The sequence below is a fragment of the Micromonospora sp. CNZ322 genome (assembly GCF_007827755.1).
Window position 1 is genome coordinate 283,133 of the sequence record NZ_VITD01000001.1, and the last position, 24,742, is coordinate 307,874.

Sequence of the window (24,742 nt, forward strand, 5' to 3'; positions counted from 1 at the left end):
ACCGAAACTTTACCGAAAAGTAGCCCGGAGGTCCGGCCACCTTCCGCAGGTCGCCACGCGGCGACGGCGGCCTGGCGTCGGTCCGCTCCGGCGTGAACCAGGAGGAACCCCAGCGATGTCGCAGCTCGTCCTGTTCGCAATCGACATCTGCGCGGTGGCGCTGCTCGTCTTCGGGCTCTACTTCCCCCGGCACCGCCGGCGCGACCTGGTCGTCGCCTATCTGGGGGTCAACGTCGGCGTCCTGGCGGTGGCGAGCGCTCTGAGCGCCAGCGACGTCGGGGCCGGGCTCGGGCTGGGGCTGGCGCTGTTCGGAGTGCTCTCCATCATCCGACTCCGGTCGACAGAGCTCGACCAGCACGAGGTCGCGTACTACTTCTCCGCTCTCGCACTGGGCATTCTCGGCGCACTCAGCACCACCTCGGTGTGGCTCAGCGGAGGCCTGATGGCACTCATCGTCGCGGTGATGTTCGTCGGCGACCATCGACGGCTGCTCCGGCACTACCGGCACCAGATCATGGTGCTCGACTCCGCCGTCACCGATCACGTCGCTCTCGTCGCCCAGCTGGAGCAACTGCTCAACGCCCGGGTGCACAACGCCATCGTCCAGCGGCTCGACATGGTCAACGAGACCACAGTGGTCGACGTCCGATACTCCGTCGCCCGGCGCAGCGCGGCGACCGGCACCAGCAAGTCGGTACGGGCCGGAGCGCTCCGATGAACGCGCCACCGCTGGCGACGCTGGCGCCGATCGCACTCGCCGAGGTGATCGACCGGGCGGCGCTGCAGTGCAGGGTGGACCGCAAGTACGTCATCGCGGTGGACGAGTTGCCGCATCTGCTGGACCAGCTCACCTCGTACGCCCGCGTGCTCGACATCGATGGTGAACGCAGCTTCCGGTACGAGTCCGTGTACTTCGACACGCCCTGCCTGGCCAGCTACCACTGCGCCGCGTACCGGCGGCGCAGGCGCTTCAAGGTACGGACCCGGACCTACCTCGACTCCACCCAGTGCTGGCTGGAGGTGAAGATCAGCGGAGCGCGCGGACGGGTCACCAAACACCGACTGCCGTATCTCGCCGAGGACCGCCGCACCGTCCGGTCCGGGCGCGGGTTCGTCAACGAGGTGCTTGACCGGGAGTTGATCCTGTCCAATCTCAGCGGCAGCCCGCTCGAGCCGGTGCTGGTCACCAGCTACCGTCGCTCCACCCTGCTGCTGCCCGCGACCGCGAGCCGGGTCACCATCGACACCGGGCTCACCTGGCAGGACGGTGACCAAACCCTGCGACTGCCCGGCATCGCCGTGGTCGAGACCAAGACCAGCTCGGCCCCTTCGCTGGTCGACCGCGCGCTGTGGCAGCGCGGGATCCGGCCCGTACGTATCTCGAAGTACGCCACCGGTCTCGCGGCTCTCCGCCTGGACCTTCCCGATGTGCCGTGGCGTCGGACGCTACGCCGCCATTTCCGCGCCGACCCGTCCTCGACGCTCCTGGAGTTGTCCGTTCCCACCCGATCAGAACAGGAGGCATCGTGCGCATGACCACCCGCAACACCGGTCTTCCGGTGGCGGCCCTTCGTGCCGCCGGGATCGCCGCCACCGCCGTGTTCGTCGCAGGCCTCCTCGTGGTGTCTTCGCCACCGGCCGGCGCCGAACCCGTCGCCGCGGCCCAGGTCGCCCAACCGGTGACCGAACTCCCCGCCGGCACCCCGGCCGCCGATACCGCGGCAGACGACCTGGCCGGCGACATCACCTTCTCGGTGCCCAGCGGCACCTTCCAGGGGGAGGTGGCGGTGACGCTGAGCAGTACGGTCAGCGGCGCCCAGATCCGCTACACCACAAACGGGCAGCCGCCCACCGCCCAGTCGTCGCTCTATTCGGGCTCGGCGCTGCGCTTCACCCGCACCACCCAGTTGCGGGCACAGGCGTTCGTCGGCCAGACACCGACGGGTGCGCCCGGCACCGCCATGTACGCCGCCCAGAACGTCACCACCGCCCACGACCTGCCGGTGGTACTGATCGACTCGTACGGTGCCGGCCGGCCCGACCGTGAGTACTTCGACGCCACCACCATGATCTTCGAACCGACGGGTGGGGGCACCACATCGTTGGCGGCCGCGCCGACGCTCAGCACCCGAGCCGGATTCCGGCTGCGGGGCAACTCGTCGGCGACGTTCGAGAAGACGCCGTTCCGCGTCGAGTTCTGGGACAACGAGAACGACGACGCCGACCACCCGGTGCTGGGCATGCCCGCCGACTCCGACTGGGTGTTGCGCGGCCCGTTCCCCGACAAGGCGCTGATCCGCGAGGCGCTCGTCTACGACCTGGGGCGCGAGATGGGGCTGCCCGCCCCGCGCTACGCGTTCGCCGAGTTCTACCTCAACACGGACGCCGCACCGGTGGGTGCCAACGACTACATGGGCGTCTACATGTTCATGGAGACGATCAAGAACTCCAAGGACCGCCTCGACCTCAAGCAGTTGGACTCCGACGACGTGACTCTGCCGAAGATCCAGGGCGGGTACATCTGGAAGTTCGAGTGGATGGCGGCCGAGGAGCCGATGTTGCCGTGCACCGGGCCGGCGGCCACCTGCTGGAACTACCTTGAGGTCGCCGACCCGTCGCCCCTGCAACCGCAGCAACGGGACTGGCTGCGCGGTCACCTCCAGGAGTTCAACGACGTGCTGCACTCGTCGACCTTCGCCGACCCGACCACCGGGTATCGCAAGTACATCGACGTCGACTCCTTCATCAGCCTGATGATCGTCAACGAGCTGAGCCGGGAGATGGACGCCTACGTCCGCAGCTCGCACTTCTACAAGGACCGGGACACCAAGATCTTCGCGGGTCCGCTGTGGGACTTCGACCTCAGCTTCGGCGTCGGTGGATTCTTCGCCAACGACCAGGTGTCGGGCTGGCAGCACCAGCAGACCCGGCAGCCGTCGGCCAACGACTGGTTCGCCCAGTTGCTGCGCGACCCCGCGTTCGTCAACCAGGCACGATCGCGCTGGCAGACGCTGCGACGGGGCCTGCTCTCCGACGCCGCGCTCCAGACCCGGATCAATGCTCTCGCGGCCCCGCTGACCAACGCGGCCCAGCGCAACTTCCAACGCTGGCCCATCCTGACGGCACCGACGGTCAGCTTCTTCCGCACCCCGACCTCGCCCACCTGGCAGGGGCAGGTCCAGGTCATGCGGGACTGGATGCTGCGACGCGCCGCCTGGCTGGACTCCACCGCCGGCTGGGGTGGTTCCGTCACCACGCCACCGCCCACCACGCCACCGCCCACCACCCCACCGCCCACCACGCCACCGCCGGCGGCCGGCTGCACCGCGACGTACGCGGTGACCAGCCAGTGGACCGGCGGCTTCCAGGGCGAGGTACGGGTCACCGCGGGAACCTCGGCGATCAGCAACTGGACCGTGACGTGGACCTTCGCCGGTGGCCAGAGCATCAGCCAGGCCTGGAACGCGACAGTCACGAGCCAGGGGTCGGCGGTCACCGCCCGCAACGTCGCCTACAACGGGGCACTGGGCGCCGGCGCGAGCACAGCGTTCGGGTTCCTCGGCTCGTCGAGCGGCACGCCCAGTACACCGGCGCTGACCTGCACGGCGAGCTGACCAGCCGATGGGCCCGGGCCGGGTCGACGATCGACCCGGCCCGGGCTCCGGTCACCTGATGGAGAATTCCGCCAGCCGCAGCGGGGAGTCGAACACCAGGTACACATCGTGGGTGCCGACGGCCCGGGCCAACTCGGTGCTGGTGCTGACGTACCGGTAGTCGTCGCCGGTGCTGGGCACGGTGGCCGTGCCGAGCAGCCGGCCGGTGGGCGACCCCAACCGGATCTGGACCGTGCCGGCGCCCGCACCGGCCTTGGCGACCTTCGCGGTGAAGGTGCGCGCGCCGGCTCGCTGCGCGGAACCGTCGAAGGAGATCCACTGACCGGCGGCGGTGGCACCGACCGCCGTACCGCTGGGCTTCGTCTCGTCGACGAGCCGGACGCCCGCGTACTTGTCGAAGTTCTCCGCCCTGGTGGTCCGGGACAGGTCGCGGGCCGGGATGGTCTCACCGCGGACCCGGACCGCGGCGCGGGCCCGGATGTCCTCGACGGACGCCCCGACCATCAGGTCGTGGACGGACGACTCGACGACCCACCGACTGCGGGTGACGTCCCAGTGCGCCAGGTCGGCCGCGGGCAGGCGCAAGGTCACGGTACGGGTCTGCCCGGGCGCGAGTTTCACCTGCTGGAACGCCTTGAGCTGGCGGATCGGGGTGGTGTCCCGCGAGGTGCGCTGGTGGGTGTAGAGCTGAACGACCTCGGTCCCCGCCCGACTGCCGACGTTTGTCACGTCCACAGTGGCCGTGATGGTGCCGTCGGCCGCTACCGACTGGGCGCCGGCACGCAGCTGGCCGTACCGGAAGCGGGTGTACGACAGCCCGTGGCCGAACGGGTAGAGCGGCTTCGCGCGGCTGTACAGGTAGGTCTGCCCGGACGAGATGATGTCGTACTCCAGCAGGTCCGGCGGTAGTTGCGAGTCCGAGCGGTACCAGGTCTGGGTGAGCCGGCCGGACGGGTTGCGGTCGCCGAAGAGCACGTCGGCGACGGCGTGACCGGTCTCCGCGCCGGCGTGGGTGGTCCAGACGATTGCCGGTACGTGCTCCTGCTCCCATCGGATGGTGACCGGGTAGCTGGTCTGGAGCACGAGCACGGTCCGCGGGTTGGCCCTGGCCACGGCCTTGACCAGCGCCTCCTGGCCAGCGCTCAGCGCCGTTGAGGTCCGGTCGTGCGCCTCGCGGCCGTTGATGAACGGGTTACTGCCGACCACCAGCACGGCGGTGTCGGCCGCCTTGGCTGCCGCCACGGCCCGGTCGATTCCGCTGCTGATCACCTCGCGACTAAAGTGGGTCGCGGCGGCCGGGGTCGATGCGCCGAGCTTGAGGGCGCCGTCGTCACCGATGGTCACGTACGTGTCGGCACCGAACCAGCTCTCCTTCGTCTCGTAGCCGACGTAGCGCAGCACCACCGTTCCGTCGGCCTGCGGCTCCAGCTTGAACTGCTGCTGGACGTACCAACCGTTCGGCTGCTCGTCGCGGGTGAGGAACGGCCCCCAGTTGTAGCCGAGGTAGCGGCCGTTGGCGGCGTTGCGCAGCGTCACCACATCCTGCCCCCAGTCGACCACGTCGAACTGGGCGACGAGCGCCGGGGTGGCGCCGGTCCCGAGGACGCGGTCGGCGTCGGTGGTGCCGGTGGCCGAGACGTACCGGCCGGTCGACACGTCCTTCAGCGCGATCCGGTCCGCCCCGTCGAGCCCGCTCACACTGGCCGAGCTGCCCAGCCGTTCGCGGATGCCGCCGAGCGCCGTCACCTGGTACGGCAGGTCGCCGCCGTACCAGTCCGAGTAGAGGGTGTCGGCCAGCGGGCCGAGCACCGCGACCTTGCGGGTCCGGGCCGGGTCCAGCGGTAGCGCCTGCCGCTCGTTCTTCAGCAGCACCATCGCCTCGCCGGCGGCCTGCCGGGCCAGTCGCTGGTGTTCCGGGCTGTTGATGACGTCCGGGGTGATGCCGCCGTACCGGCCGCCGCCCGGGTCGAACTCACCCAACCGGAACCGGACGTTCAGGATTTCGCGGATCCGGGCGTCGATGTCCGCCTCGGTGAGCAGGCCGGTCGCCAGGGCCTGCTTGATGGCGGTGATGGTGGGCTGCGCGTTGGTGTCGTCGGTGATGAAGCTGTTGAGGCCGGCCTTGATGATCGCGGCGTTGCCCTCGGCCTGGGTGGCGTAGTACCCCTGCGAGGCGACGAGGTTGTTCGGCGCCCAGGCGTCGGTGACGTTCATCAGCGGCTGGTCGGTCCAGTCGCGTACCACGGTGGCCAGGTCCGGGTCCACGGTGGCCGGACGGCCGTTGACCAGGTTGTACGCGGCCATCATCCCGGTCGCCGCGTCGGCGGCGATGGCCGGTTTGAAGGCAGCCCGGTCGTACTCGTTGAGCACCCGAGGCGGCACGTTCGAGGAGGTCACATCGCGTCGGACCTCGTTGTTGTAGGCCAGGTAGTGCTTGAGGGTCGGCGCGCTCTTCAGGTGGTTGGGGTCACCGCCGGTCATCCCCGACCCGTACGCGGTGGAGATCTCGGCGGTGAGCAGCGGGTCCTCGGAGTAGCCCTCCTCGTTGCGGCCCCACCGGGGGTCGCGCAGCAGGTTGACCACCGGCGCCCAGAGGTTGAGCCCCCAGACCCGGGGGTTCTGCGCGTGGTAGCCGCGCGCCTCGTCGCCGACAGCCGATCCGACCTGCCGGATCAGGTCGGTGTTCCAGGTGCTCGCCATGCCCACCGGCTGTGGGAAGACGGTGCCGCGAGCCTTGACCACCGCGCCGTTGTTGTCGATGTCGGTGGACCAGGCCACCCCGTGCAGCGCCTCGGTGCCGGTCTTGAACAGGCCGATGCCCAGCCGGGGAATGGCCGGCTGGTACTGGTGCAGCCAGGAGATCTTCTCGTCCTGGGTGAGCCGGCCGAGCAGGTCGTCGACCCGGACGTTCACGGGCAGGTGGGGATCTCGGAACGGATAGGTGGGTTCGGCGAGCGCGGTGCCGGGAACGGCCGGTAGGGCTAGCAGGGCAAGCGCGAGCGCGGTGATTCCGCGCCGAAGGCGCCAGTTCCGCATGCGGTTCTCCTCATGTCGTACGACAGACGCCCAGCGGGGCGCCGAGACCGGCGTGACCAGGCTCGACACCCGGCTGACGGGCCTGAACGACGAATCGTCGAAGCGCTTCGACGACCCGGCCGCGTCACCACGGCCATGATTGTTGTGATCCGCGCAACTATAGATGCACGCCAATGACTGGGCAATACCTGCCCGCCCTGCCTGGCGTTCGGCCTCAGGCGGGCTATGGCACGACGGGGAGTACGTCGTCGTGGCGTCCGGCCTGAGGTAGTCCGGCGGTCGCGGCGATGGCCTCGGTGCCGCCCCTCACGTCGGAGCTGACGATTCACCAGTGATAGAGCACGTTCACGGTCAGTGCGGCCACCACGGTGACGAAGAAGACGGCCCAGCCGACCAGCTGACGGGAGCCGACGCGCAGGTGCGCGATGAGCGCGCCGATGAAATACAGCACCAGCCCAGCGGCGGCGAGGGTGCCCAGCAGCGGTACGGCGAAGCCGGCCAGCAACCCCAACGCGCCTGCCGCCAGCGCCATGCCCAACCGCGGTACCCATGACCGTGGTACGCGCTTCATGTCCGCCTGGGCCTTTGGATAGTCGTGGCCGATCAGGTAGGTGACGGCGGCGATGCCGGTGAAGATCGACGCGAGAATGGTGACCGTGACATAGGCAGCGAACATCTGTCCTCCGTTGTGTTTGCTCGCCCCCTGGACGATCTGGCGCGGTTGAATGTGACGGCCGCCTGCGCCGAGCTGATGGACCAGGCGTTCGCCCTGGTGGCGCCGGCCCTCGACGCTGCCGCGTCACCCGCCGCCGGCTGAGCGCGAGTCAGCGCGGTTTCCGCGCCCTTTCAGGCCGCTCAATACGTTCGCGGCATGACATTCAAACGTTCCACGCGCACCAGGCGCGGGACTGCCGTGCTGGCGATGATCGCTGTCACCGCGGCAAGCGTGCTCTTCGGTGAGCCCGCGTCGGCCGATCCCGTCCCCGTCCCCGTCCCTCAGGCAGCGCTCACCGACCGGGCCTTCGGCCAGGTCGCCGAGATCCATCTCCAGGGCGCCGCTCGGATCACCACCGTCGTGCTGTCGGCCGAGTTCGTCGAGTGGCACCGGCTGCACCCGAACGCCACGGCCGAACAGGCACAGACCCAGCTCACCGCACGCCAGCAGCTGCTCGACGAATCGCTGACCACGTTCGACCTCCTGCTGCCGGAACAGGACCTGCTGCTCAAGTCCGTCGACATCCTGGTCGGCGCGCCCGGCGGCGACACCCGAACCTCGCCGGAGATCACCGGCCTGGTCGGGGCCGTGATCGGCAAGACTGTCGAGCCGTGGGACACCCGCGAGGAACTCGCCTCCGGCGCGCTGCGGACCGCCCAGTGGCTGCGCGGCCGTGACGACGCTCTCGCCGCGGTGTGGTCCGCGGTCCGACAGACAGCGACAGCCAGCGCGCCCGTCGCCACCGCCTGGAACGCCGTCCTCGGCGAGTCGATCGGGGTGGACATCACCAACACCTACGAGGAGCTCCGGCAGGATCCCGGACTTTCGCATGTCGACCTCGACGCGATCCTGGCCCTGCGGGACGACTCGGTGGCGTACGTCGCGGCGGCCAAGCAGCAGCTGGCCTCCCTGCATGCCGAGCTGCTCGGCCTGAGCCTGGAGATCCGTCTCGAGATCGGCGAGAACAACCAGAAGTGTCCGCCGGAAGGGCCGCCGAGCGCCGCGTGCACCTCGGCGGCCAAGAAGGCCGCCGAGGACCGGGACAAGGACCGCCAGCAGACGATCTCCGACATCAAAGCCGGGGTGGGCATGATCTCCACCATCATCGGGTTCGCCGACCCCGCCGCCGGCAAGAAGTCAAGGTGATCGGCGAGGCGGTCCTCACCACGATCAGTGCGATCTCCAAGTACGCGGCGGCGATCACCGGCCGCGGCCTCGCGGGCTCGATCTTCAGCACCGCGACGTTGGCGATGACCGGCAACATCTTCGGTGCGGTGATGTCGGTCGTCGGGCTCTTCGGCAGCAGCGGACCGTCGCTGGACGCACAGATCCTGACCCAGGTCAAAGCGTTGCGCGACGAGGTGCGGGCCCTCGGCGACGAGATGCGCGCCAGCTTCGCGCGGGTCGAGGCCCAGATCAACACGGTGTACGCGAACATGATGGCCCAGTTCGACAAGTTGAACGCCGCGATCGCCGGCAACACCGCGCAGATCACCCTCGTCCAGCAGCAGGTCGCCCAGCTCGGCCTGCGCCTGGAGGACATCGCCGCCACAGTGCTGGCCGCGATCGGCGACGCCACCCTGCACGACGCCCGCGCCGACATCAACAAGTACATCGGCTACCTGGAGAACTTCGGTCAACCGATCCCGACGTACGGCGAGTTCGTCGGCCCGGAGAACGAATTCCACCTGACCTCGACACAGCTGGCCAGCGGCACCGCCTTCGTGGTGCCCCGGACCGACGCCGACAACCCGGCGGTCGACCCGACCACAGTGCTCAACAGCTTCGGCGAGGCCCGGTCGATCAACTACCTGGCTCGGGTCGCCAGCGGACGTGACCCCTCGATGGTCGAACCGTCGACGCCGGTCGGCAACCCGACGGTGTGGAACCTCGGCGCGCAGTCGTACGCCATGTTGATGCTGCAGAACCCGACGTACGCCGCCCAGGTCAGCGCCGGCCGCGCCGCGCAGATCGAGGCGGAGGGCACCCGCATCGCCGACCTCGCGGCCAGCTTCGGTCGACCCGCCAACGGCAACGCCAACGGCCTGATCACCGGGCTGGTCAACGAGTACGTCGCCGCCACCAATGAGCTGTCGACCGCACTGGCCAACTTCCGGGCCAACGAGGTCCAGGTCCGCTATGAGCCGGACGCCAACGGCGTACAGGTGAAAACGCCCAAGAACTACGACCTGTTCTGGGACACCGACAAGCCACTCGCCCCGGCGCCGGCGAAGGCCGACGAGGCGACGGTGCCCTCGTGCAGCGGCACCAGGCAGATCGACCGGCCCAGCAACGTTCGCTACGACCTGATGTCGAACATGGTGCGGGCACTCCAGTACGCGTACACGCCGCGCCTCGACGAGCCGCCGGCCGGTGTACGGGAGTTGCCCGAGGTCGGCCACTGCTACACGCCGAGCTGGGTCTACACACGTACGACGGGCTACGGCACCGGAGTGATCCGCCACTACGGCAAGCTGCGGTTGCAGATCCACAGCCGGTTCCGGCTGAACTCGTCCACGGCCTGGCAGAACTCGCGGACCGCCGACTACACCTGGCCCGACGAGCAGGTCTACCAGGTCGACTGCGAGCTGTTCAACTGTGACAGCGAGACCACGCCCGAGCAGGGCCTGACACCGAAGTGGCCGTCCGGCCGGTACGCCTTCGCGAGCGGCGCGACGGTCGTGAACAACACGGCGCTGGACACCACGCTGGCCCCGACCCTGCGCGGTTTCCTCCAGGGCCGGCAGAAGTCCATGTACGACCGGGTACGGGACCAGAGCACGCAGGTCAGCGGGCCGGTGCCCACTGCCCTGAAGAAGGTGAACACGGCGGCGCGGCTGCTCCAGGCGTACACCCGGTTGGGTCTGCCCAACGCCCTCGACTCGGACGACGTGTTGTCCGCGAACCTGTTCGGGCAGTACCAGATTCCGGTGAACATGCCGACGGACGCCAAGATCGGTAACGCCTACGCCAAGGCGAGCGGGAGCTACACCCTCTGCGGGCCCACGCCGTGCTCGCTCGACCCCAGCCGCCCACTGCGCGACCAGGTCAGCCTCAAGGTGCCCTGCGAGCCCGCTGTCGACTCGTCCAACCTTCCCGGTGACCCACTGGGTGACTGTCTGATCACCAGCGCGCGGTCCCGCGCCAACACGCTCATGCAGCGGTACGAGGTGTGGGCGGACCAGATGACCGCCGGTCTGCACCGCGAGCGGGTGCCGTGGATGAACGACACCCTCACGGGCCTGCGCGTCGCCACGCGCCTGACCCACGTCAACTGACCCAGGGGCGTTGCCGGCGTCTGCGGGCGCCGGCAACGCCTTGTGTCAGGTTCGGTGATGATCACCACGTTCGATGAACTCTCCCCTGACGGAAGGGTAGGTTCGCTGTCGGCTCTCAGAGCGAGGCCGCATGGCTCGCCCGGCGACTGTGACGCGTCCGGGCAATGACGGCCTGAAGCCGCTCAAACGGCTGACGCTGATCGGCGGGTAGCTGCCCGAGCTGTGTGCGTCCACGGGACGTCCGAGTGGAAATGGCTGTATGTCTTCTGTGCTGTCCGCGGTCAACCGGCCGCGTCTGTCCCGTCCGTCCTGGTTGTCGCCGAAGGTGTTCCGCACCGAGGTCCTCGCCGGTCTGGTCGTCGCCCTGGCGTTGATCCCGGAGGCGATCTCGTTCTCGATCCTCGCCGGTGTCGACCCCCGCGTGGGGCTGTTCGCCTCGTTCACGATGGCGGTCACCATCGCGATCTGCGGAGGGCGTCCGGCGATGATCTCCGCCGCGACCGGAGCCATCGCCCTCGTCGTCGGGCCGCTGGCCAAGGAACACGGGCTGGACTACCTGATCGCGGCGGTGATCCTCGGCGGCGCGATCCAGATCCTGCTCGCCGTGCTCGGCGTGGCGAAGCTGATGCGGTTCATTCCGCGCAGCGTCATGGTGGGTTTCGTCAACGCCCTGGCCATCCTCATCTTCGCCGCCCAGGTCCCGCACCTGCTCGGCGTGCCGTGGCTGGTCTATCCGCTCGTCGCCGTCGCCCTGGCGATCATGGTGGGGCTCCCCCGGCTCACCCGCGCCATCCCGGCGCCACTGGTCGCCATCGTGGTCCTGACCCTGGTCACCGTCTTCGCCAGCGTGGCGGTGCCGACCGTCGGCGACGAGGGAGCCCTGCCGGACAGCCTGCCCACCCTCGGCCTGCCGCAGATCCCCTGGACCATGAACACCCTCACCCTCGTCGCCCCCTACGCCCTGGGGATCGCGCTGGTCGGGCTGATGGAGTCGCTGATGACCGCCAAGCTCGTCGACGACATCACCGACACCCCCTCCAGCAAGACGCGCGAGTCCTGGGGTCAGGGCTTGGCCAACATCGTCACCGGTTTCTTCGGCGGCATGGGTGGCTGCGCCATGATCGGCCAGACGATGATCAACGTGAAGGCGTCCGGCGCCCGTACCCGGCTGTCGACGTTCCTGGCCGGCGTGTTCCTGCTGGTCCTGGTCGTCGCGCTCGGCGACGTCGTGGCGGTGATTCCGATGGCTGCCCTGGTCGCCGTGATGATCATCGTGGCGGTGTCGACGTTCGACTGGCACTCCGTCGCCCCGGCCACGCTCAAGCGGATGCCGTACGGCGAGACGATCGTCATGGTCGCGACCGTCGTCACCACCCTGGCCACCCACAACCTCGCCATCGGCGTCGTGGTCGGCGTCCTCACCGCCATGGTGATCTTCGCGCGGCGGGTGGCCCACCTGGTCGAGGTCACCAGCGTCCTGGACCCGGACGGCACCACACGGATCTACTCGGTGCGCGGCGAGCTGTTCTTCGCCTCCAGCAACGACCTGGTGGGCCAGTTCGACTACGCGAACGACCCCGAGACAGTGGTCATCGACATGACCCACGCCCACGTCTGGGACGCCTCATCCGTCGCCGCCCTCGACGCCATCACGCAGAAGTACGCCACCCGCGGCAAGACCGTCGAGATCATCGAACTGAACAAGCCCAGCGCCCGCATCCACGACACCCTCGCCGGTCAGCTCGGCGTCGGCCACTGATGGCCACCACCAGCCGGGAAACCGAGCCGGAGCAGCACGTCTCCGGCTCGGCCACCGGCCGTCTCATGCAGATCGGCGAGGCCGCCGAACGGGTCGGGCTGAGCATCCGCACCATCCGCCACTACGAGGAAGCCGGCCTGATCGTCCCCTCCGCCCGCAGCGAGGGCGGCTTCCGCCTCTACACCGAACCCGACCTCGACCGCCTCGCCGTCGTCAAACGCATGAAACCCCTCGGCTTCACCCTCGACGAGATGCGGGACCTCCTCACCGTCCTGGACGCCCTCGACACCACCACCGGCGCCGACCGCGCCGCCCTGCTCGACCGGCTCGCCATGTTCCACACCGCCGCCACCACCCGCGTCACCGCCCTGCGCGACCAACTCGCCACGGCCGAAGGTTTCGCCGACACGCTCCGCGCCGAAATCGACCACCACGAACGCCCACCTGTCTGAACCTTGGGCCGTGGCGACCGGTTGGCAAGCTTGCTGAGCGTCGGGCTTGCATCCGGTACTCAGGTACACGCTTACCGTCGTCGGTATGACCACTGACTCCCAGGCGTGGGTGCCCGAGTCGTGCACCTTGCCAAGCGGACAACTGCCGCTGCGGCTGGCCGAATTCGACGACCTGTTCGCCACCGCCCTGCTGGCGCAGCAGCGGCTGTCTCCCACCGAACTGCTGTGGCGTCTCGACCCGACCGCCGAGGCGACCGCCCGTGACCTCATCGGCCGGGAAAGCTCCTGCTGCTCGTTCTTCTCGTTCACTCTCGCCGCCGACACCGGCACGCTGCGCCTCGACGTGCAGGTGCCGGCCGCGCACGTCGACGTCCTCGACACGCTCGCGCTGCGAGCCGCCGCCGGGATGACGGCATGAGCGGATTACGCAGCGGCCAGGTCGCCGCCGCAGCCGGGGTGAACGCGCAGACGCTGCGCTACTACGAACGCCGCGGACTGCTCGCCGAACCAGACCGAAGTCTGGGCGGGCACCGCCTCTACCCAGCCGAAGCGGTCACAGTGCTGAGGGTGATCAAAGCGGCCCAGCGGCTCGGGTTCACCCTCGACGAGGTCGCCGAACTCCTCGACGGGGGCCAGCACCGGCACGGTCGCCACCCCGACGCCGGCCTACGGGTCCGCGCCCAGGCAAAGCTCGCCGAGGTCGAGGCGAAGATTGCTGACTTGCAGGTCATCGCCGGCACACTGCGCGCCGCGGTGGAGGCCGGCTGCGACGACCTCGTCGAGTGCGCCGGCCAGCCGTGCTGCCCCATTCCCTTCGCCACCATCGCTCCAGGACGTGCCTGTTCAACCGGGTCACCGGCATGATCGAGGGCTGCGGGCACATCGGTACGGTCCACGGATGACCATCGTCCGCTCGATCCTGCTGTTCGTCGTCGCCGCCCTGTTCGAGATCGGCGGGGCGTGGCTGATCTGGCAGGGCTGGCGCGAGCACCGCGGCCTGTGGTGGATCGCCGCCGGAGTCATCGCCCTCGGCGCGTACGGATTCGTCGCCACCTTCCAGCCCGACCCGAACTTCGGGCGCATCCTCGCCGCCTACGGCGGCGTGTTCGTAGCCGGATCCCTCGCCTGGGGCGTGATCGTCGACAAGTTCCGGCCCGACCGGTGGGACGTCATCGGCGCCGGCATCTGCCTGATCGGCGTCGCCCTGATCATGTACGCGCCGCGTTCGGCAGGCGGCTCCTGATCCCCACGAAGACCAGCGGCACCGAAGTCCCCTGGCAATTCGATCCCGGGAACCTGGGCATCGGACCGGTCCTGCACGCTCAGCCCTCGCCAAGGCACACGCTTTGCCCCAGGTCGTAGCGTGGCAGGGTGGCAGCACCCCGCATGGCACCGCCGTCAGGGATGAGCCGCCGGCTGACGTTCCTTTTCGCGTTGGCGGCGGGAGTGGCCGTAGGCAACCTGTACTGGGCCCAGCCACTGCTCGGCTTCATCGCAGGCGATCTACACGTCACGACCGCGACGGCCGGCTGGCTGGTCACCGCGACGCAGCTCGGGTACGCCGTTGGCGTGCTGCTGCTCGTACCGCTCGGCGACGTCCTGGACCGCCGCCGGTTCGTCCCGATCATGCTGCTGACCTCGGCCGCCGCACTGCTGCTGTGCGCGCTGGCGCCGTCGATCGGCGTACTCCTGCTCGCACTCGGCGTGCTCGGCGTGACGACGATTTCCGGGCAGATCCTCACTCCGCTCGCCGGAGACCTTGCCGGCGACGCCCAGCGCGGTCGGATCGTCGGCGTCGTCGGATCCGGGACCCTCACCGGCATCCTGGCCTCCCGCACGATCAGCGGCCTCGTCGCCGACGCCGCCGGGTGGCGGACGATCTTCGCCCTCGCCGCGGTCCTCGCCGTCCTGCTCGCGATCGTGCTCCACCGCGCGATTCCACCGCTGGCACGTGTCGGCGCCGACACAGCGTCTCCTTTGCAGCACGCCGGTCGTCTATTACGTCTTCGACCTGCTGCGCTTGGACGGCAGCCCGATTGCCGGGATTGCCCTACGTGAACGTCGCGATGGGTTGCGGCGATCTAGTTGTGCCAGCTGTAGGTGAGAGTGAGTCAGTCAGCCGGGGATCCGTCGGATTCACGTCGCGCGGCGTAGCGGTCGAGCAGGATCGGCACTCCCGTGTGCACCCACCATGGAACGTGGACGGCGCCGGCAGACATGCCGTGGCCCGGGTCGAACTCGGGGACGTATATCGCTCCGGCGTGGTCGTGCCACGGTGCCGATTCGCGGCTGGTGAGATGTTCGCCGACAACCTGCTCGATGGTGTCCATGATGAGCGTCCGTAAATCGAACCAGTCGTCTGGCAGCAGCGTGTCGGCGAACCGTGCCCGAAGTTCTCGCCACAGGTAGAAATCGCCGCGCAGCGAGTACTGGATCGGCTCGCGCTCGAACAAGGAGCCGACGCTGTCTGTCTCGACGGCTGGCGGACACCGAACCCAGACGGCCGCGCGGGTTCGCTTGTGCATGGCTTCGTCGAGTGCGACGAGCCGCACCTCGTCGACGCCCGTCTCAGCGGCCGCAATGGTCTCGATCGCCGCCTCGATGGCATCGGCGTGTGGCCAGCCGCGGACGCCGGTGCTAATCAGCGGGAACGCGACACTGCGAGCACCCAGCTCGTCGGCGACCCCCAGCGCGCGGCGGTAACACGACTCCAGCAGAGAGCGGTCGCGCTGCCCGGCGTGGTAGTTGGGGCCGACGGTGTGGATGACCCACCGGGCGGGCAGGTAACCTGCCGTGGTCCATCCGGCGTCGCCGATGGCGAGGCCGTCAGGAAACCGGCCGATGCAGTCACGCAGGATCGCCGGGCCCCCGCCGCGATGGATCGCGCCATCCACACCACCACCTCCGCGCATCGCCTTGTTCGCCGCGTTGACGATGGCGTCCACATCCTGCGTCGTGATGTCCCCGAGAACGGCGGTGATGACTGGCATGGCAACAGTCTGTCCCGGGGGCGCCGGGCAGCACGATCTACCGTCCACACTGATTGCCAAGCAAAGGGTCAACGTCGTACACCGCAGCCCCCGTTTCGCCGGCCCGAGGCGATTACCGCTCGACTCGTTGAGCTGCGAGGTAACTGGTGGCTGAGGACGTACGGCGGCTCCGCTCCCGCCAGGTCTGAGGGCCCTACTGCCGCAGGAGATCCGGTCTCTCCTGGGAGACGCTGCCATCCGCGTCAAAGGCGCCGATGTCGCGGACTCTTCACAATCTCGTTGAGACTGGATAGCGTCGGCGCACGACAAAAGAGAGGAAGAGGCAGTGGCGAGTCCCCGAGTTCTAACGATCACGTTCCAGCTGCGGGTACCGAAGGGGCTGCGAGCCAACATTCGAGGCAAGCGCCTGGACGCCGCGGTCTCCCGGATCGTCGGCGCAGTGCAGGGCGTCGTCCCGGCGGTCTTCCCCTGGGCTGACCGGATCACCGTTCGGTCCAGTTGGGACTACCAGTGGTGGGAGGACCAAGAAGAAATCACGCTGCCGTCCACCGAGGACAACACGGTGACTACCCCGATCACCCCCGCGGAGGAAGCGGCTCTCACCGACGGCGTCGACGCTCAGGAATAGCGCCCGCTGCCGCGAACCCGCGCCAATGCGGCTCGCGGCAGCGCCTTGCGCGTCGAACAACCTCGCCATTGCGAGTCGAAAGGACTGCAGCAGGCCACCCGCAAGCAGTTCCGACCCCCGTGGCCACGCTCTCACAAATCACCCACGTCGCCCTCGGGGCGGTCACGCTGGAAGCGCCACGTGCTCGCACCCTGCTCGGGCTACCGCCCCTGCCCGTCGTCGACTGGCCCGACTCCGACGAGGTCGGCGTCCTGCACTGGAAGACCCGTGGTCGAGTGGCGCAGCGGCGCCCCATCGTCTGAGTCGGCGACGAGATCTCCCACGCCGATCAGCAGTAGGTGTCGACTCACCACCCAAGTCCGGCCCTGCTACATCGGGTTGATCCCCGTCGCGGGTTGACCGAGCACGACTTCACAGTCATCGAAAGCTGGCTCAGGCGGGCGCGGTAGGGCGAGCTCCATGCCATTGCAGTCGACGGGCTGTCAGGCCACTCGGGGCTGATGTTGGTGAACGGTGCGCCGGAACGGCGACATCGGTAGCCGGCAGAGCTGCTCTACCGGGACGGAACGTTCGGTAGCAGGTCGTCGTCGCGTCCGGTCTGGGGTAGGCCAGCCACAGCGGCGATGGCCTTGACGGCTTCGTCCAGTCCGGTGGTCTCGGGTAGGACGAGTTCGTCGGGCCAGTCCAGGAAGTCATGGGCGGCGTACCAGCCGCTCATGTGCTCGGCGGTGAACTCACTGGCCTGCGGGCGGGTGAGGTGCCGGCGCAGGGTCTCGGCCAGGGACACGTTGAGATAGCAGAACAGCGACCGGCCGCGGTGGTCGTCCCGCAGGGAGGTCAGCATGTTTCGGTAGCGGCTGCTGTGCATGATGCCTTCCAGCACGACGTGATAGCCGTGGTCCAGCGCAAGCCGGACGGTCTGCCCGATCAACGCCGGTGCCGCGCCGCCGGGCTTGTCCCGTTCGCGCAGCAGGATGCGGCGCAGGTAGTCCTGCTCGACCAGGGCGCAGCCCCGGCCGTGCCGGCGTCGTAGCTCACGGGCGATGCTGCTCTTGCCGGAGCCGGAGTTGCCCCGGATGCAGACGAGGATCGTGTCCGGGCCGCCAGTGGGTTCAGCTAGCACGATGCCTCCTCGGCTTCAGTCGTTGCGCACGGTGAGATTGAAGGCGGCGACGGTCAGCCTGGTGAGGTCAGGAAGTTGGTCCTCGCTGAGGGTGACGCCGCGCAGGCTGTCCAGCGGCGTCTTGAGTCCCTGGAGCCGGCTGCCGCGCAGGTCGGTGCCGTCGAGCTGGCAGGAGTCCAATTCCAGTCCGGTGAGGTCACATGACCGCAGCGCGATGCGAGGTAGTCGGCAGGAGGACCACGCGCCGTTGGTGAGAGTGCAGTCGGTGAAGGCGACCGAGCCGGCGGCGGTGACGCGTTGGAAGGTGGCGTAGTCGAAGCGGCAGCCGTCGAACAGAACGTCCTTGAGGCGTACGTCGGTGAGTCTGGTGCCGGTGAACCGGGAGCCGGTGATGGCGCAGCGTTCGATGGTGATGCCGATCAGGGCCGCGCCGGAGAGGTCGGTGCGGGTGATCTCGCAGCCGTAGAAGCTGCCTGCTTCCCAGGCGCTCTCGCTCAGGTCCACGCCGGTGATCAGGCTGCTGCGGATGCGGACGTCCTCCAGGTGCAAGCCGTGCCACGCTGCGCCCTCAACGAGGGCCTCGGTGAGGCCGCCGGCCAGGTCCCTCGTGGTGTCGAGGTCGTCCGGTTCGAGGTCCGGCAGAAGAACCTTCACGTCGCCGATCGTGGTGGTGCGCATGTGTCCTCAACCTGTGTGGGCGCGGGGTAGGCACGCCCCCCGCGCGTCCCGTGGTGGGGCTACCTTCTCTTGTTCCAGTTGTCCCAGCCGGGTCGACTGTCGAACTTACCCTTGTTATCCCAGGCGGGGCGGTTGTCGAACTTCGCCGCGTCGATCGACGCTACCGACCGCTCCGGGTCGACGCCGAGGCGAGCGAGCTGCTCGGGTGCGGCGTTGACGAGGACCGCGAGAGAGCGGGCCGTAATGAACTCGGCGACGTAGCCCAGGCCGACGCATCGTCACGCGGTGACTTCAGGATCCGACCTTGATGAGGCCCCGACGTCCGATCGGAGTTCCTTGGAAGGGCGCGCCTGCCATGGCGACGTATCGAGGAACCAACTATCCGGTGGCGCGACACCCCGTCCCACCGACGCCAGCCCGGTCCAACGGCTCCCGACCACCAATCGAGCGACCGGCCGCAACCGGCGTACGCGAAAAAGCCCCGACCCAGTGTGAACCACCAGTTCAGGGCCTTGATCGTTGGTGCGCCGCCAGGGACTCGAACCCCGAACCCGCGGATTAAGAGTCCGCTGCTCTGCCAGTTGAGCTAGCGGCGCTCGTCGGCAACGGGACGAGACGTTAGCACGGTCCCGGGACGCGCCGTCGCGGTACGGGTCGACGGAGGTCGGCGTGATCCGCACCCGGCGAGACCTCTTGTCCGGCAGCCGCGGCAGCAGGCCGGACGGGCCTGGGGACCGTCCCGGCCGCGACGGTGACGTACCGGTAGTCGTCGCCGGTGCTGGCCGGGTCCAGCAGCCGGCCAGGTCCGGTTGATCAACCGGGTACGCTCGTTACTGCTGCCTGCTGCGCTGACCGGCGCCGAACGGCCGGCTCGGCCGCGAGCCCGCAGTGGATCCAAAGAACCTCGCGCCGCTCCAGAGGGAAGTAGCCAGGTGAGCACCCATTCGATGTTGTTGTTCGTGCTCGCCGCTGTCGCGGTCATCGTCGTCGTGCGGTGGGTGGCGGCCCGCACCGGTCTGCCGGCCGCGGCGCTTCTGCCGCTCATCGGCATCGTGTACGCGCTGCTCCCCGGCCCCAACATCGGCCTTGATCCCGACCTTGTGCTGATGATCGTGCTGCCGCCGTTGCTCTACAGCGCCGCACTGGACTCCTCACTGTTGGACATCCGCCGGAACCTCCGCATCGTGGTCAGCTTGTCCGTGCTACTGGTGCTCCTCACCGGGGTGCTGGTCGGCATCGGGTTCCACCTGTTCGTCGCCGGGGCGACGCTCGCTGCCGGGATCGCGGTCGGCGCCGCCATCGCGCCGCCCGACCCGGTGGCCGCCCTGGCGGTGGGCCGCCGAGTGAACCTGCCACCGAAGATGGTCACGATCATTCAGGGCGAAGGGCTGCTCAACGACGCCACCGCGCTGACGATGCTCAGCGTCGCGGTGGCCGCCGCGGTGGGTGGTGAGTTCTCGTTTCCGTCCGCTGTTGCCCAGTTCGTGCTGGCGGCGGTCGGCGGGGTCGCCGTGGGAGCGGCCGTGGCCTGGCTGGTACGTCTGGCCCGACCGTTCACCGCGGACCCACTGTTGTCGAATGCCATCTCGCTCGCGACACCGTTCGTGGCCTACCTGTTGGGCGAGGAACTGCACGTCTCCGGGGTGCTCGCCGTGGTTATCGCCGGGCTGATCGTTGGTCACAAGACGCCGCAGCTCACCTCGGGTGCCGCCCGGCTGCAGACCAGCGCGGTGTGGCGGTTGGTCGACTTCCTCCTCGAAGGCTTCGTCTTCCTGCTCATCGGCCAGCAGCTTCCCGAAGTCGTCAAGGGCCTGCGTCAGTACGACACGTCGACCATCGTCATCGCTGTCGCGGTATCGGTCGGCGTGGTGCTCCTGCTGCGCCCCGCGTGGCTGGTGATGACCCAGTCCCTCCCCCGGTCGCTGCACACCCGGCTGGGCGGCATTTCCGAGCAGGACGACCCCGACGAACCCGGGAGTGCCCGGCGGATCGAGCGCGCTGACCGCAACGCCCGCCGGCTCACCTCCCGTGAAGTGGTGGCACTGAGTTGGTCCGGCACCCGTGGCGTGATCAGCCTGGCCGCGATCTTCACCCTGCCGTTGACCACCAACAGCGGCGCACCCTTTCCCGACCGTGACCTCCTGCTGTTCTGCACCTTCGTGGTCGTCCTGGTGACACTCGTCGGGCAGGGCCTGACGTTCGCGCCGCTCGTGCGGATGCTGGGCCTGCGCGCCAACGAAACCGACCAGGCCCGCGTACGCAACGAGGCCCGCTCGGCGGCGGTCGAGGCCGCCCTGGCCCGCCTCGACGAGGTTGCCGCCGTGGAGCCGGACAGCACGGTGGCCGTCAACACCACCCGTACGCAACTGCTGGCCCGACTGGCGCGCTACCGCGGGCGGCTGGACCTTCTGGAGCAGAGCGGCTCATCCGAGCTGCCCACCTCACCGGAGTACGAGACGGCTCTTCGTGTCCGGCGGACAGCCATCGACGCGCAGCGCGAGGAGCTCGTGCGCTGGCGCGACTCCGGCCGACTGCCGGACGAGGAACTCCGCGTCCTGGAACGTGAACTCGATCATGAGGAGCTGCTGCTCCCGAGGCGGGCTTCCAGCTGACCTGCCACGACGGTGTCGAGCCTGCGTGACCGTCGGCACGTCGTCACGGTGCCAACTGGTGCAGGATCACCGGATCCTTGATCTTCTTGTCGGCGGCCAGCAACAACGCCTTGCTGATGATTTCGCCGAGCCGGCTGTCGCCCTCGAAGGGCAGGAACATCTCCGGCTCCTTCGCCTTCGCCGAGTCGGGGATGATGCACAGGTACCGGTCCTCCGGGGCGATCAGGATGTTGCCCGAGCCGCAGTGGATGCGGTATGTGTGCAGGTCACCCCGTACTTCGAGGAACCGGTCGGTGAACGTGCACCGGTTGGCGATCGCCAGCCGGGGAATCAGCTCGGCCAGCACCTCCCGGCGCGTCTGAGCGGTCGGGGTGAGGTCGCCGAAGCTGTTCTGCGACCAGTAGTGGCGGTACCGGCCCTGGGGACCACCGTCGTACCAGTTCGGGTCGTTGCCCACCCCGGCCGCGGCAACGAACAGGTCCACGTCGCGCATCACCTCGCTCAGCACGACCGCCGGAACCTCCTCCAGCGGCACCGGCGCGCGTTCCCCCCGGAGGAACACCAGTTGGTCGGTCCCCATCGTGTCGAACATCAGATCTTCGACCCGATCCTCGATCCCGGCGATGTGCAGCACTGCGCGCAGCTCCCAGTCCGGAAGGGCGAGCCAGGGGTCCTGGGGGCTGGTGCCGTCGTTGCGGTGTCGAACGTGCGACCAGCCGCGCCGGGAGAGCAGCGCGTTGAGACGGTGCTGGCGCACGATGTGCGCGGCGAAGCGGTTGGAGTACGTGCCGGTGGCCCGCTCCGCGTCGGTCAGGAGGTACTGCTCGCGGTGTGCCTGCTTGAACGGCTGGGTGATCGTGTGCCGGGCCAGGAAGTCCCGCCAGGCCAGGACCGTGGTCGGATCGTCGACCGGGTGCCACAGCCTCACCGTGGCGTCGCCGGCCGGGTCGAACACCGTGTCGTCCACGGTCCGCAGGGCGTCTCCGCCCCAGCAGCAGGCGACGCCGTCGATGGTCCAGATCAGCCGTCGGGCCAGTGTCCGGGCCAGCGGGTGGTCCAGGAACCGCTCCCGCCACTGCTCGACGGTCCACGCGCGGTCGCGCCGCAGCAGCCCTTCCAGGCGGTCGCGGGTCCCGGTCAGCGTCGCGCCGATGTCCGCGACGGTCGCCTTCAGCTCCTTCAAATCCTCGCCGTGGTCCTTGCGCACCTGCGCCGGAGGAGCCTTGACCACCTTGCCGTCGGAGTTGCGCCACACCACTGCGGCGTCGACGCCGCGTACCTCGACCTCGTACGAGCTGTCACCCAGCTTGTCCGCGAGCGGCAGCCCGAAGCCGGGCAGCGCCATCTCCTCGACGTCCTCACGGCCGACGCCGAGCGTCTCGGCGTGCTTGGTCAGGCCCTTCTCGACGATGCGGAGCGTGCTCTTGTAGGTCAGCCGCGACGCCAGCCGGGCCAGTTGCGCGAGGGCGGCGGGGTGATCGGTGTCGACGAGCACCGCGACCGCGACGTTCGCCAGCTTCGGGCTCGACGGACCGTGCCCGGGAACCTTGCGGGCGGCCCGTTCCGCGATGTGGCTGAGGCTGCGCAGGGTCTCCTCCGACGGCGGGCACATCGCTCGCGCCCAGAGCAGGCCCCACAGCACCCCGACGTTGTGCCGGTCGGCCAACCGCGGCGGGAAATCGTCGACGTGGCCGGGGCAGCACGTGGTCATCCGCAGCGGCAGACTGCGCGGCAGACCCACCAGCGGAAGCCAGTCGTCGAGCCGCTCGGTGAACTCGTCGACGCCGACCGCGTCGAGCAGAACCCGGGCGCTCTTCTGCCAGGCGGCCGTCGGCCGCGCCTTGTCCGCGCCGAGCAGGCAATGGGCCAGCAACGCCTGCCACCCGGATCGACGCTCCTCCGGCATCGCCTCGATGTCCGCGACGGCCCGGTCAGCCCACTGCTCACCGACGTTGACGACGGGCCACATCGCCAGGTCCTCCTCGCCCATGCTGGAGTATGCGCGCTCGATCCGCGTCCGACGCCACGTCGCCAGCCCCGCCGGGTGCGAACGCCCGGCGAGGTGCTCGGCCTGTAGCGACTCGCGGGTGAATCGCACGAGCGACGTGCTCCACCCGCCGAATCCCAGCCACGCCTGACCGCCCAGCCGGTCCAGCCAGGCGGCGCCGTCCAGCCCACCGCCCGAGAGCAGAACACGGATGAACGTGGACAGCCCGTCCCTGTCCTGCCCGGGCACGGCCAACGCGTCGAACACCCTCTGCCGGACCTGCACCGGTTGCGCGGCCAGGATCTGCTCAACCCGCTCCCACATCTCGCGGCAGGCGACCCCCCATGAGGATTCCCTGATGATGTTGTGGTGGCGCGGCAGGCTTCCGATCACCGTCATCACCGCGTCGACACGACGCTCGTGATCCGCCTCGGCGCCGTCCAGCGCCGCGATGGCGGAGCTGAGCAACTCCGCCTGGCGCGTCGCCTCCGGCAACAACTCGATCTGCGGCGGAGCAAGATCGTACGGGCCGTTCGGATCGTTGAGCGCGGCGAGCAGCGTCGGGCTCGTGCTGGCCGGCGCCCAGCCGCACACCACGGCTACCTGATCGACGAAGTCCCGCTGATCAGTCTCGTTGAGAGCGTTTTCCCAGCGCTTGGACCGCCCCCTGAAGGCAGTGACCACTTCGCGCAGCGCCTGTTCCGGGTCGTACGTGTCCATCAGCCACCCACCAGCGGGACGAGCTTGAGGAACGTGATCCGAGACCCAGCGTGCAGGTGGACCTTGTCGTCCAGGGCCGTCACCTGCCGGTCGTCGACCAGCACGACGAAGCCGTTGCGGCCGAACGCCTCGAGCGTCGCCCGGGTCCGCTCCTCCGGATCGACGTGCCCGCCGGACTCCGCGACCTCCAGAAAGACCCGCCGCCGAATCAACTCGCCGAGGCGTACCTCTTCCTCGAAGATGTCCATGGTCCACTCAGGACCGCTCGGCGCTCCGGTCACTTCATCGGCGATTGTGATCATCGGCATGGCGCAGAGGCTAACCGAGCACTCCGACAGCGTTCCGCTCTCGTTGCACCGCCCGCCGGCCGGTGAACGGGGCGCGATTGATCCGTCGCAGGCCGGGTAGCTGAACCGCATGCGACTACCAACCCTGGCCAGGACCGCGGCAGCGGTCACCGTGACAGCCGCCGCCGGGGCGACGGTCACCGACGCCTCCTCACGCTGGTACCAACGGCTACGCAAGCCGACCTGGCAACCCCCGCCCGTGGCGTTCCCGCTGGCATGGACGCCGCTGTACGCCCTGATCGCGGTGGCCGGCGCCCGCGTGCTGGACCGCACCAGCGGAACCGACCGCGCCGCGTTCACCCGCGCCTACGGGCTCAACCTGGCCCTGAACTTCGGTTGGAGCGCGCTGTTCTTCAAGGCCCACCGACCCACCATCGCGCTGGCCGAAATCGCCGCGCTCAACGCCTCCAACCTCGTGCTGCTCCGCCGAGCCGCACGGGCCGACCGCGTCGCGGCCGTCGCACTGGCCCCGTACGCCGCGTGGACGCTCTTCGCGACCGCCCTCAACGGCACCATCGTCCGCCTCAACACCAACCGTTGATCCGGTAGATCATCCTCGTACCGCGTGTGTCCGCCAGTTACCGGACGTACTGAAGACACAAAAAAGGCCCCGACCCGGTGTGAATCACCAGGTCAGGACCTTGATCGTTGGTGCGCCGCCAGGGACTCGAACCCCGAACCCGCGGATTAAGAGTCCGCTGCTCTGCCAGTTGAGCTAGCGGCGCTCGTCGGCAACGGAGAGAACATTAGCACCCCCGGAAGGCGCGCTCCAATTCGGTTACCCGGGTCCCCCCTTCGGTCGA

At 69.0% G+C, this 24,742-nt stretch carries 23 protein-coding genes and 2 tRNA genes; 15 read left to right on the forward strand and 10 right to left on the reverse strand.

Features of this window, described 5'->3' with window-relative positions; translation table 11 throughout:
- Window positions 1-115: 115 nt before the first annotated feature.
- From FB453_RS01350 to FB453_RS01360, 3 genes are read left to right on the forward strand one after another with little or no spacing between them, the layout of a single operon-like run.
- The gene (locus FB453_RS01350; RefSeq protein ID WP_145786909.1) at window positions 116-718 is read left to right on the forward strand and encodes a DUF4956 domain-containing protein; all 603 of its coding nucleotides are present in this window, start codon (window positions 116-118) and stop codon (window positions 716-718) included.
- Window positions 715-1,536 carry a polyphosphate polymerase domain-containing protein gene (locus FB453_RS01355; protein WP_145786910.1) on the forward strand — a complete coding sequence of 274 codons (822 nt, stop codon included), beginning with the start codon at window positions 715-717 and terminating at the stop codon, window positions 1,534-1,536. Before FB453_RS01350 ends, FB453_RS01355 begins: the two co-directional genes overlap by 4 nt.
- Window positions 1,533-3,614: a CotH kinase family protein gene (locus FB453_RS01360; RefSeq protein WP_145787811.1), complete on the forward strand. Its 2,082-nt coding sequence runs from the start codon at window positions 1,533-1,535 to the stop codon at window positions 3,612-3,614. Before FB453_RS01355 ends, FB453_RS01360 begins: the two co-directional genes overlap by 4 nt.
- Window positions 3,615-3,665: 51 nt before the next feature.
- On the opposite strand, the gene FB453_RS01365 is transcribed toward FB453_RS01360, so the two are convergent.
- Both FB453_RS01365 and FB453_RS01375 read right to left on the reverse strand, forming a co-directional pair.
- Complete coding sequence (locus tag FB453_RS01365; RefSeq protein WP_145786912.1) at window positions 3,666-6,650, reverse strand: glycoside hydrolase family 3 protein; 2,985 nt, start codon at window positions 6,648-6,650, stop codon at window positions 3,666-3,668.
- Between the two features lie 325 nt (window positions 6,651-6,975).
- Entirely contained in the window at window positions 6,976-7,326 is a 351-nt protein-coding gene (locus FB453_RS01375; protein ID WP_145786914.1) for a DoxX family protein, read from the reverse strand.
- A 195-nt stretch (window positions 7,327-7,521) separates the two neighbouring features.
- On the opposite strand from FB453_RS01375, the gene FB453_RS01380 reads away from it, so the two are divergent.
- The 8 genes from FB453_RS01380 (at window position 7,522) to FB453_RS01415 (ending at window position 14,912) form a co-directional block, all read left to right on the forward strand.
- Window positions 7,522-8,511, forward strand: a complete 990-nt coding sequence (locus FB453_RS01380) for a hypothetical protein (protein ID WP_145786916.1) — start codon at window positions 7,522-7,524, stop codon at window positions 8,509-8,511.
- Window positions 8,508-10,643 (forward strand): hypothetical protein, encoded by a 2,136-nt coding sequence (locus FB453_RS01385; protein ID WP_145786918.1) that lies wholly within the window; start codon window positions 8,508-8,510, stop codon window positions 10,641-10,643. The genes FB453_RS01380 and FB453_RS01385 overlap by 4 nt, the downstream gene beginning before the upstream one ends.
- Window positions 10,644-10,902: 259 nt before the next feature.
- Window positions 10,903-12,402 (forward strand): SulP family inorganic anion transporter, encoded by a 1,500-nt coding sequence (locus FB453_RS01390; protein WP_145786920.1) that lies wholly within the window; start codon window positions 10,903-10,905, stop codon window positions 12,400-12,402.
- A complete protein-coding gene (locus FB453_RS01395) occupies window positions 12,402-12,854 on the forward strand; it encodes a MerR family transcriptional regulator (protein ID WP_112582165.1) in 453 nt (150 codons plus the stop codon). The genes FB453_RS01390 and FB453_RS01395 overlap by 1 nt, the downstream gene beginning before the upstream one ends.
- Window positions 12,855-12,939: 85 nt before the next feature.
- Entirely contained in the window at window positions 12,940-13,272 is a 333-nt protein-coding gene (locus tag FB453_RS01400) for a hypothetical protein (protein WP_145786922.1), read from the forward strand.
- Complete coding sequence (locus FB453_RS01405; RefSeq protein ID WP_145786925.1) at window positions 13,269-13,718, forward strand: MerR family transcriptional regulator; 450 nt, start codon at window positions 13,269-13,271, stop codon at window positions 13,716-13,718. The genes FB453_RS01400 and FB453_RS01405 overlap by 4 nt, the downstream gene beginning before the upstream one ends.
- Window positions 13,719-13,752: 34 nt before the next feature.
- On the forward strand, window positions 13,753-14,097 hold the full coding sequence (locus FB453_RS01410) for a YnfA family protein (RefSeq protein ID WP_145786926.1): 345 nt from the start codon (window positions 13,753-13,755) through the stop codon (window positions 14,095-14,097).
- A 128-nt stretch (window positions 14,098-14,225) separates the two neighbouring features.
- Window positions 14,226-14,912 (forward strand): MFS transporter, encoded by a 687-nt coding sequence (locus FB453_RS01415; RefSeq protein ID WP_486480120.1) that lies wholly within the window; start codon window positions 14,226-14,228, stop codon window positions 14,910-14,912.
- A 53-nt stretch (window positions 14,913-14,965) separates the two neighbouring features.
- On the opposite strand, the gene FB453_RS01420 is transcribed toward FB453_RS01415, so the two are convergent.
- Window positions 14,966-15,844: a macro domain-containing protein gene (locus FB453_RS01420; RefSeq protein WP_145786928.1), complete on the reverse strand. Its 879-nt coding sequence runs from the start codon at window positions 15,842-15,844 to the stop codon at window positions 14,966-14,968.
- A 325-nt stretch (window positions 15,845-16,169) separates the two neighbouring features.
- Here FB453_RS01420 and FB453_RS01425 point away from each other — a divergent pair, with 325 nt between their 5' ends.
- Together FB453_RS01425 and FB453_RS34580 are read left to right on the forward strand one after the other, a co-directional pair.
- Window positions 16,170-16,472: a hypothetical protein gene (locus tag FB453_RS01425; protein ID WP_145786930.1), complete on the forward strand. Its 303-nt coding sequence runs from the start codon at window positions 16,170-16,172 to the stop codon at window positions 16,470-16,472.
- 119 nt (window positions 16,473-16,591) lie between these two features.
- Complete coding sequence (locus FB453_RS34580) at window positions 16,592-16,774, forward strand: hypothetical protein (RefSeq protein WP_222431312.1); 183 nt, start codon at window positions 16,592-16,594, stop codon at window positions 16,772-16,774.
- A 251-nt stretch (window positions 16,775-17,025) separates the two neighbouring features.
- On the opposite strand, the gene FB453_RS01435 is transcribed toward FB453_RS34580, so the two are convergent.
- From FB453_RS01435 to FB453_RS01450, 4 genes are all read right to left on the reverse strand, one after another.
- A complete protein-coding gene (locus tag FB453_RS01435) occupies window positions 17,026-17,595 on the reverse strand; it encodes a kinase (protein ID WP_145786932.1) in 570 nt (189 codons plus the stop codon).
- Between the two features lie 15 nt (window positions 17,596-17,610).
- Entirely contained in the window at window positions 17,611-18,273 is a 663-nt protein-coding gene (locus tag FB453_RS01440; protein WP_145786934.1) for a pentapeptide repeat-containing protein, read from the reverse strand.
- 59 nt (window positions 18,274-18,332) lie between these two features.
- Window positions 18,333-18,518, reverse strand: a complete 186-nt coding sequence (amcA, locus tag FB453_RS34735; protein ID WP_145787813.1) for a multiple cyclophane-containing RiPP AmcA — start codon at window positions 18,516-18,518, stop codon at window positions 18,333-18,335.
- A 275-nt stretch (window positions 18,519-18,793) separates the two neighbouring features.
- A tRNA-Lys gene (locus FB453_RS01450) sits at window positions 18,794-18,869 on the reverse strand.
- Between the two features lie 351 nt (window positions 18,870-19,220).
- Here FB453_RS01450 and FB453_RS01455 point away from each other — a divergent pair.
- Entirely contained in the window at window positions 19,221-20,885 is a 1,665-nt protein-coding gene (locus FB453_RS01455; RefSeq protein WP_112582171.1) for a Na+/H+ antiporter, read from the forward strand.
- Between the two features lie 43 nt (window positions 20,886-20,928).
- On the opposite strand, the gene FB453_RS01460 is transcribed toward FB453_RS01455, so the two are convergent.
- Window positions 20,929-23,592 (reverse strand): DUF4132 domain-containing protein, encoded by a 2,664-nt coding sequence (locus FB453_RS01460; protein ID WP_145786936.1) that lies wholly within the window; start codon window positions 23,590-23,592, stop codon window positions 20,929-20,931.
- Complete coding sequence (locus FB453_RS01465) at window positions 23,592-23,900, reverse strand: hypothetical protein (RefSeq protein WP_112605750.1); 309 nt, start codon at window positions 23,898-23,900, stop codon at window positions 23,592-23,594. The genes FB453_RS01460 and FB453_RS01465 overlap by 1 nt, the downstream gene beginning before the upstream one ends.
- A gap of 109 nt (window positions 23,901-24,009) precedes the next feature.
- Here FB453_RS01465 and FB453_RS01470 point away from each other — a divergent pair, with 109 nt between their 5' ends.
- On the forward strand, window positions 24,010-24,480 hold the full coding sequence (locus FB453_RS01470; RefSeq protein WP_112582176.1) for a TspO/MBR family protein: 471 nt from the start codon (window positions 24,010-24,012) through the stop codon (window positions 24,478-24,480).
- Window positions 24,481-24,588: 108 nt separating this feature from the next.
- Here FB453_RS01470 and FB453_RS01475 read toward each other — a convergent pair.
- Window positions 24,589-24,664, reverse strand: a tRNA-Lys gene (locus FB453_RS01475).
- Window positions 24,665-24,742: the final 78 nt, after the last annotated feature.

Excerpts from the sequence above, each read along its gene's own strand:
- FB453_RS01350 (WP_145786909.1), top strand. The coding sequence starts at position 116 with ATGTCGCAGCTCGTCCTGTTCGCAATCGACATCTGCGCGGTGGCGCTG.
- FB453_RS01355 (WP_145786910.1), top strand. The coding sequence starts at position 715 with ATGAACGCGCCACCGCTGGCGACGCTGGCGCCGATCGCACTCGCCGAG.
- FB453_RS01360 (WP_145787811.1), top strand. The coding sequence starts at position 1,533 with ATGACCACCCGCAACACCGGTCTTCCGGTGGCGGCCCTTCGTGCCGCC.
- FB453_RS01365 (WP_145786912.1), bottom strand. The coding sequence starts at position 6,650 with ATGCGGAACTGGCGCCTTCGGCGCGGAATCACCGCGCTCGCGCTTGCC.
- FB453_RS01375 (WP_145786914.1), bottom strand. The coding sequence starts at position 7,326 with ATGTTCGCTGCCTATGTCACGGTCACCATTCTCGCGTCGATCTTCACC.
- FB453_RS01380 (WP_145786916.1), top strand. The coding sequence starts at position 7,522 with ATGACATTCAAACGTTCCACGCGCACCAGGCGCGGGACTGCCGTGCTG.
- FB453_RS01390 (WP_145786920.1), top strand. The coding sequence starts at position 10,903 with ATGTCTTCTGTGCTGTCCGCGGTCAACCGGCCGCGTCTGTCCCGTCCG.
- FB453_RS01395 (WP_112582165.1), top strand. The coding sequence starts at position 12,402 with ATGGCCACCACCAGCCGGGAAACCGAGCCGGAGCAGCACGTCTCCGGC.
- FB453_RS01400 (WP_145786922.1), top strand. The coding sequence starts at position 12,940 with ATGACCACTGACTCCCAGGCGTGGGTGCCCGAGTCGTGCACCTTGCCA.
- FB453_RS01405 (WP_145786925.1), top strand. The coding sequence starts at position 13,269 with ATGAGCGGATTACGCAGCGGCCAGGTCGCCGCCGCAGCCGGGGTGAAC.
- FB453_RS01410 (WP_145786926.1), top strand. The coding sequence starts at position 13,753 with ATGACCATCGTCCGCTCGATCCTGCTGTTCGTCGTCGCCGCCCTGTTC.
- FB453_RS01420 (WP_145786928.1), bottom strand. The coding sequence starts at position 15,844 with ATGCCAGTCATCACCGCCGTTCTCGGGGACATCACGACGCAGGATGTG.
- FB453_RS01440 (WP_145786934.1), bottom strand. The coding sequence starts at position 18,273 with ATGCGCACCACCACGATCGGCGACGTGAAGGTTCTTCTGCCGGACCTC.
- FB453_RS01455 (WP_112582171.1), top strand. The coding sequence starts at position 19,221 with ATGTTGTTGTTCGTGCTCGCCGCTGTCGCGGTCATCGTCGTCGTGCGG.
- FB453_RS01460 (WP_145786936.1), bottom strand. The coding sequence starts at position 23,592 with ATGGACACGTACGACCCGGAACAGGCGCTGCGCGAAGTGGTCACTGCC.
- FB453_RS01465 (WP_112605750.1), bottom strand. The coding sequence starts at position 23,900 with ATGCCGATGATCACAATCGCCGATGAAGTGACCGGAGCGCCGAGCGGT.
- FB453_RS01470 (WP_112582176.1), top strand. The coding sequence starts at position 24,010 with ATGCGACTACCAACCCTGGCCAGGACCGCGGCAGCGGTCACCGTGACA.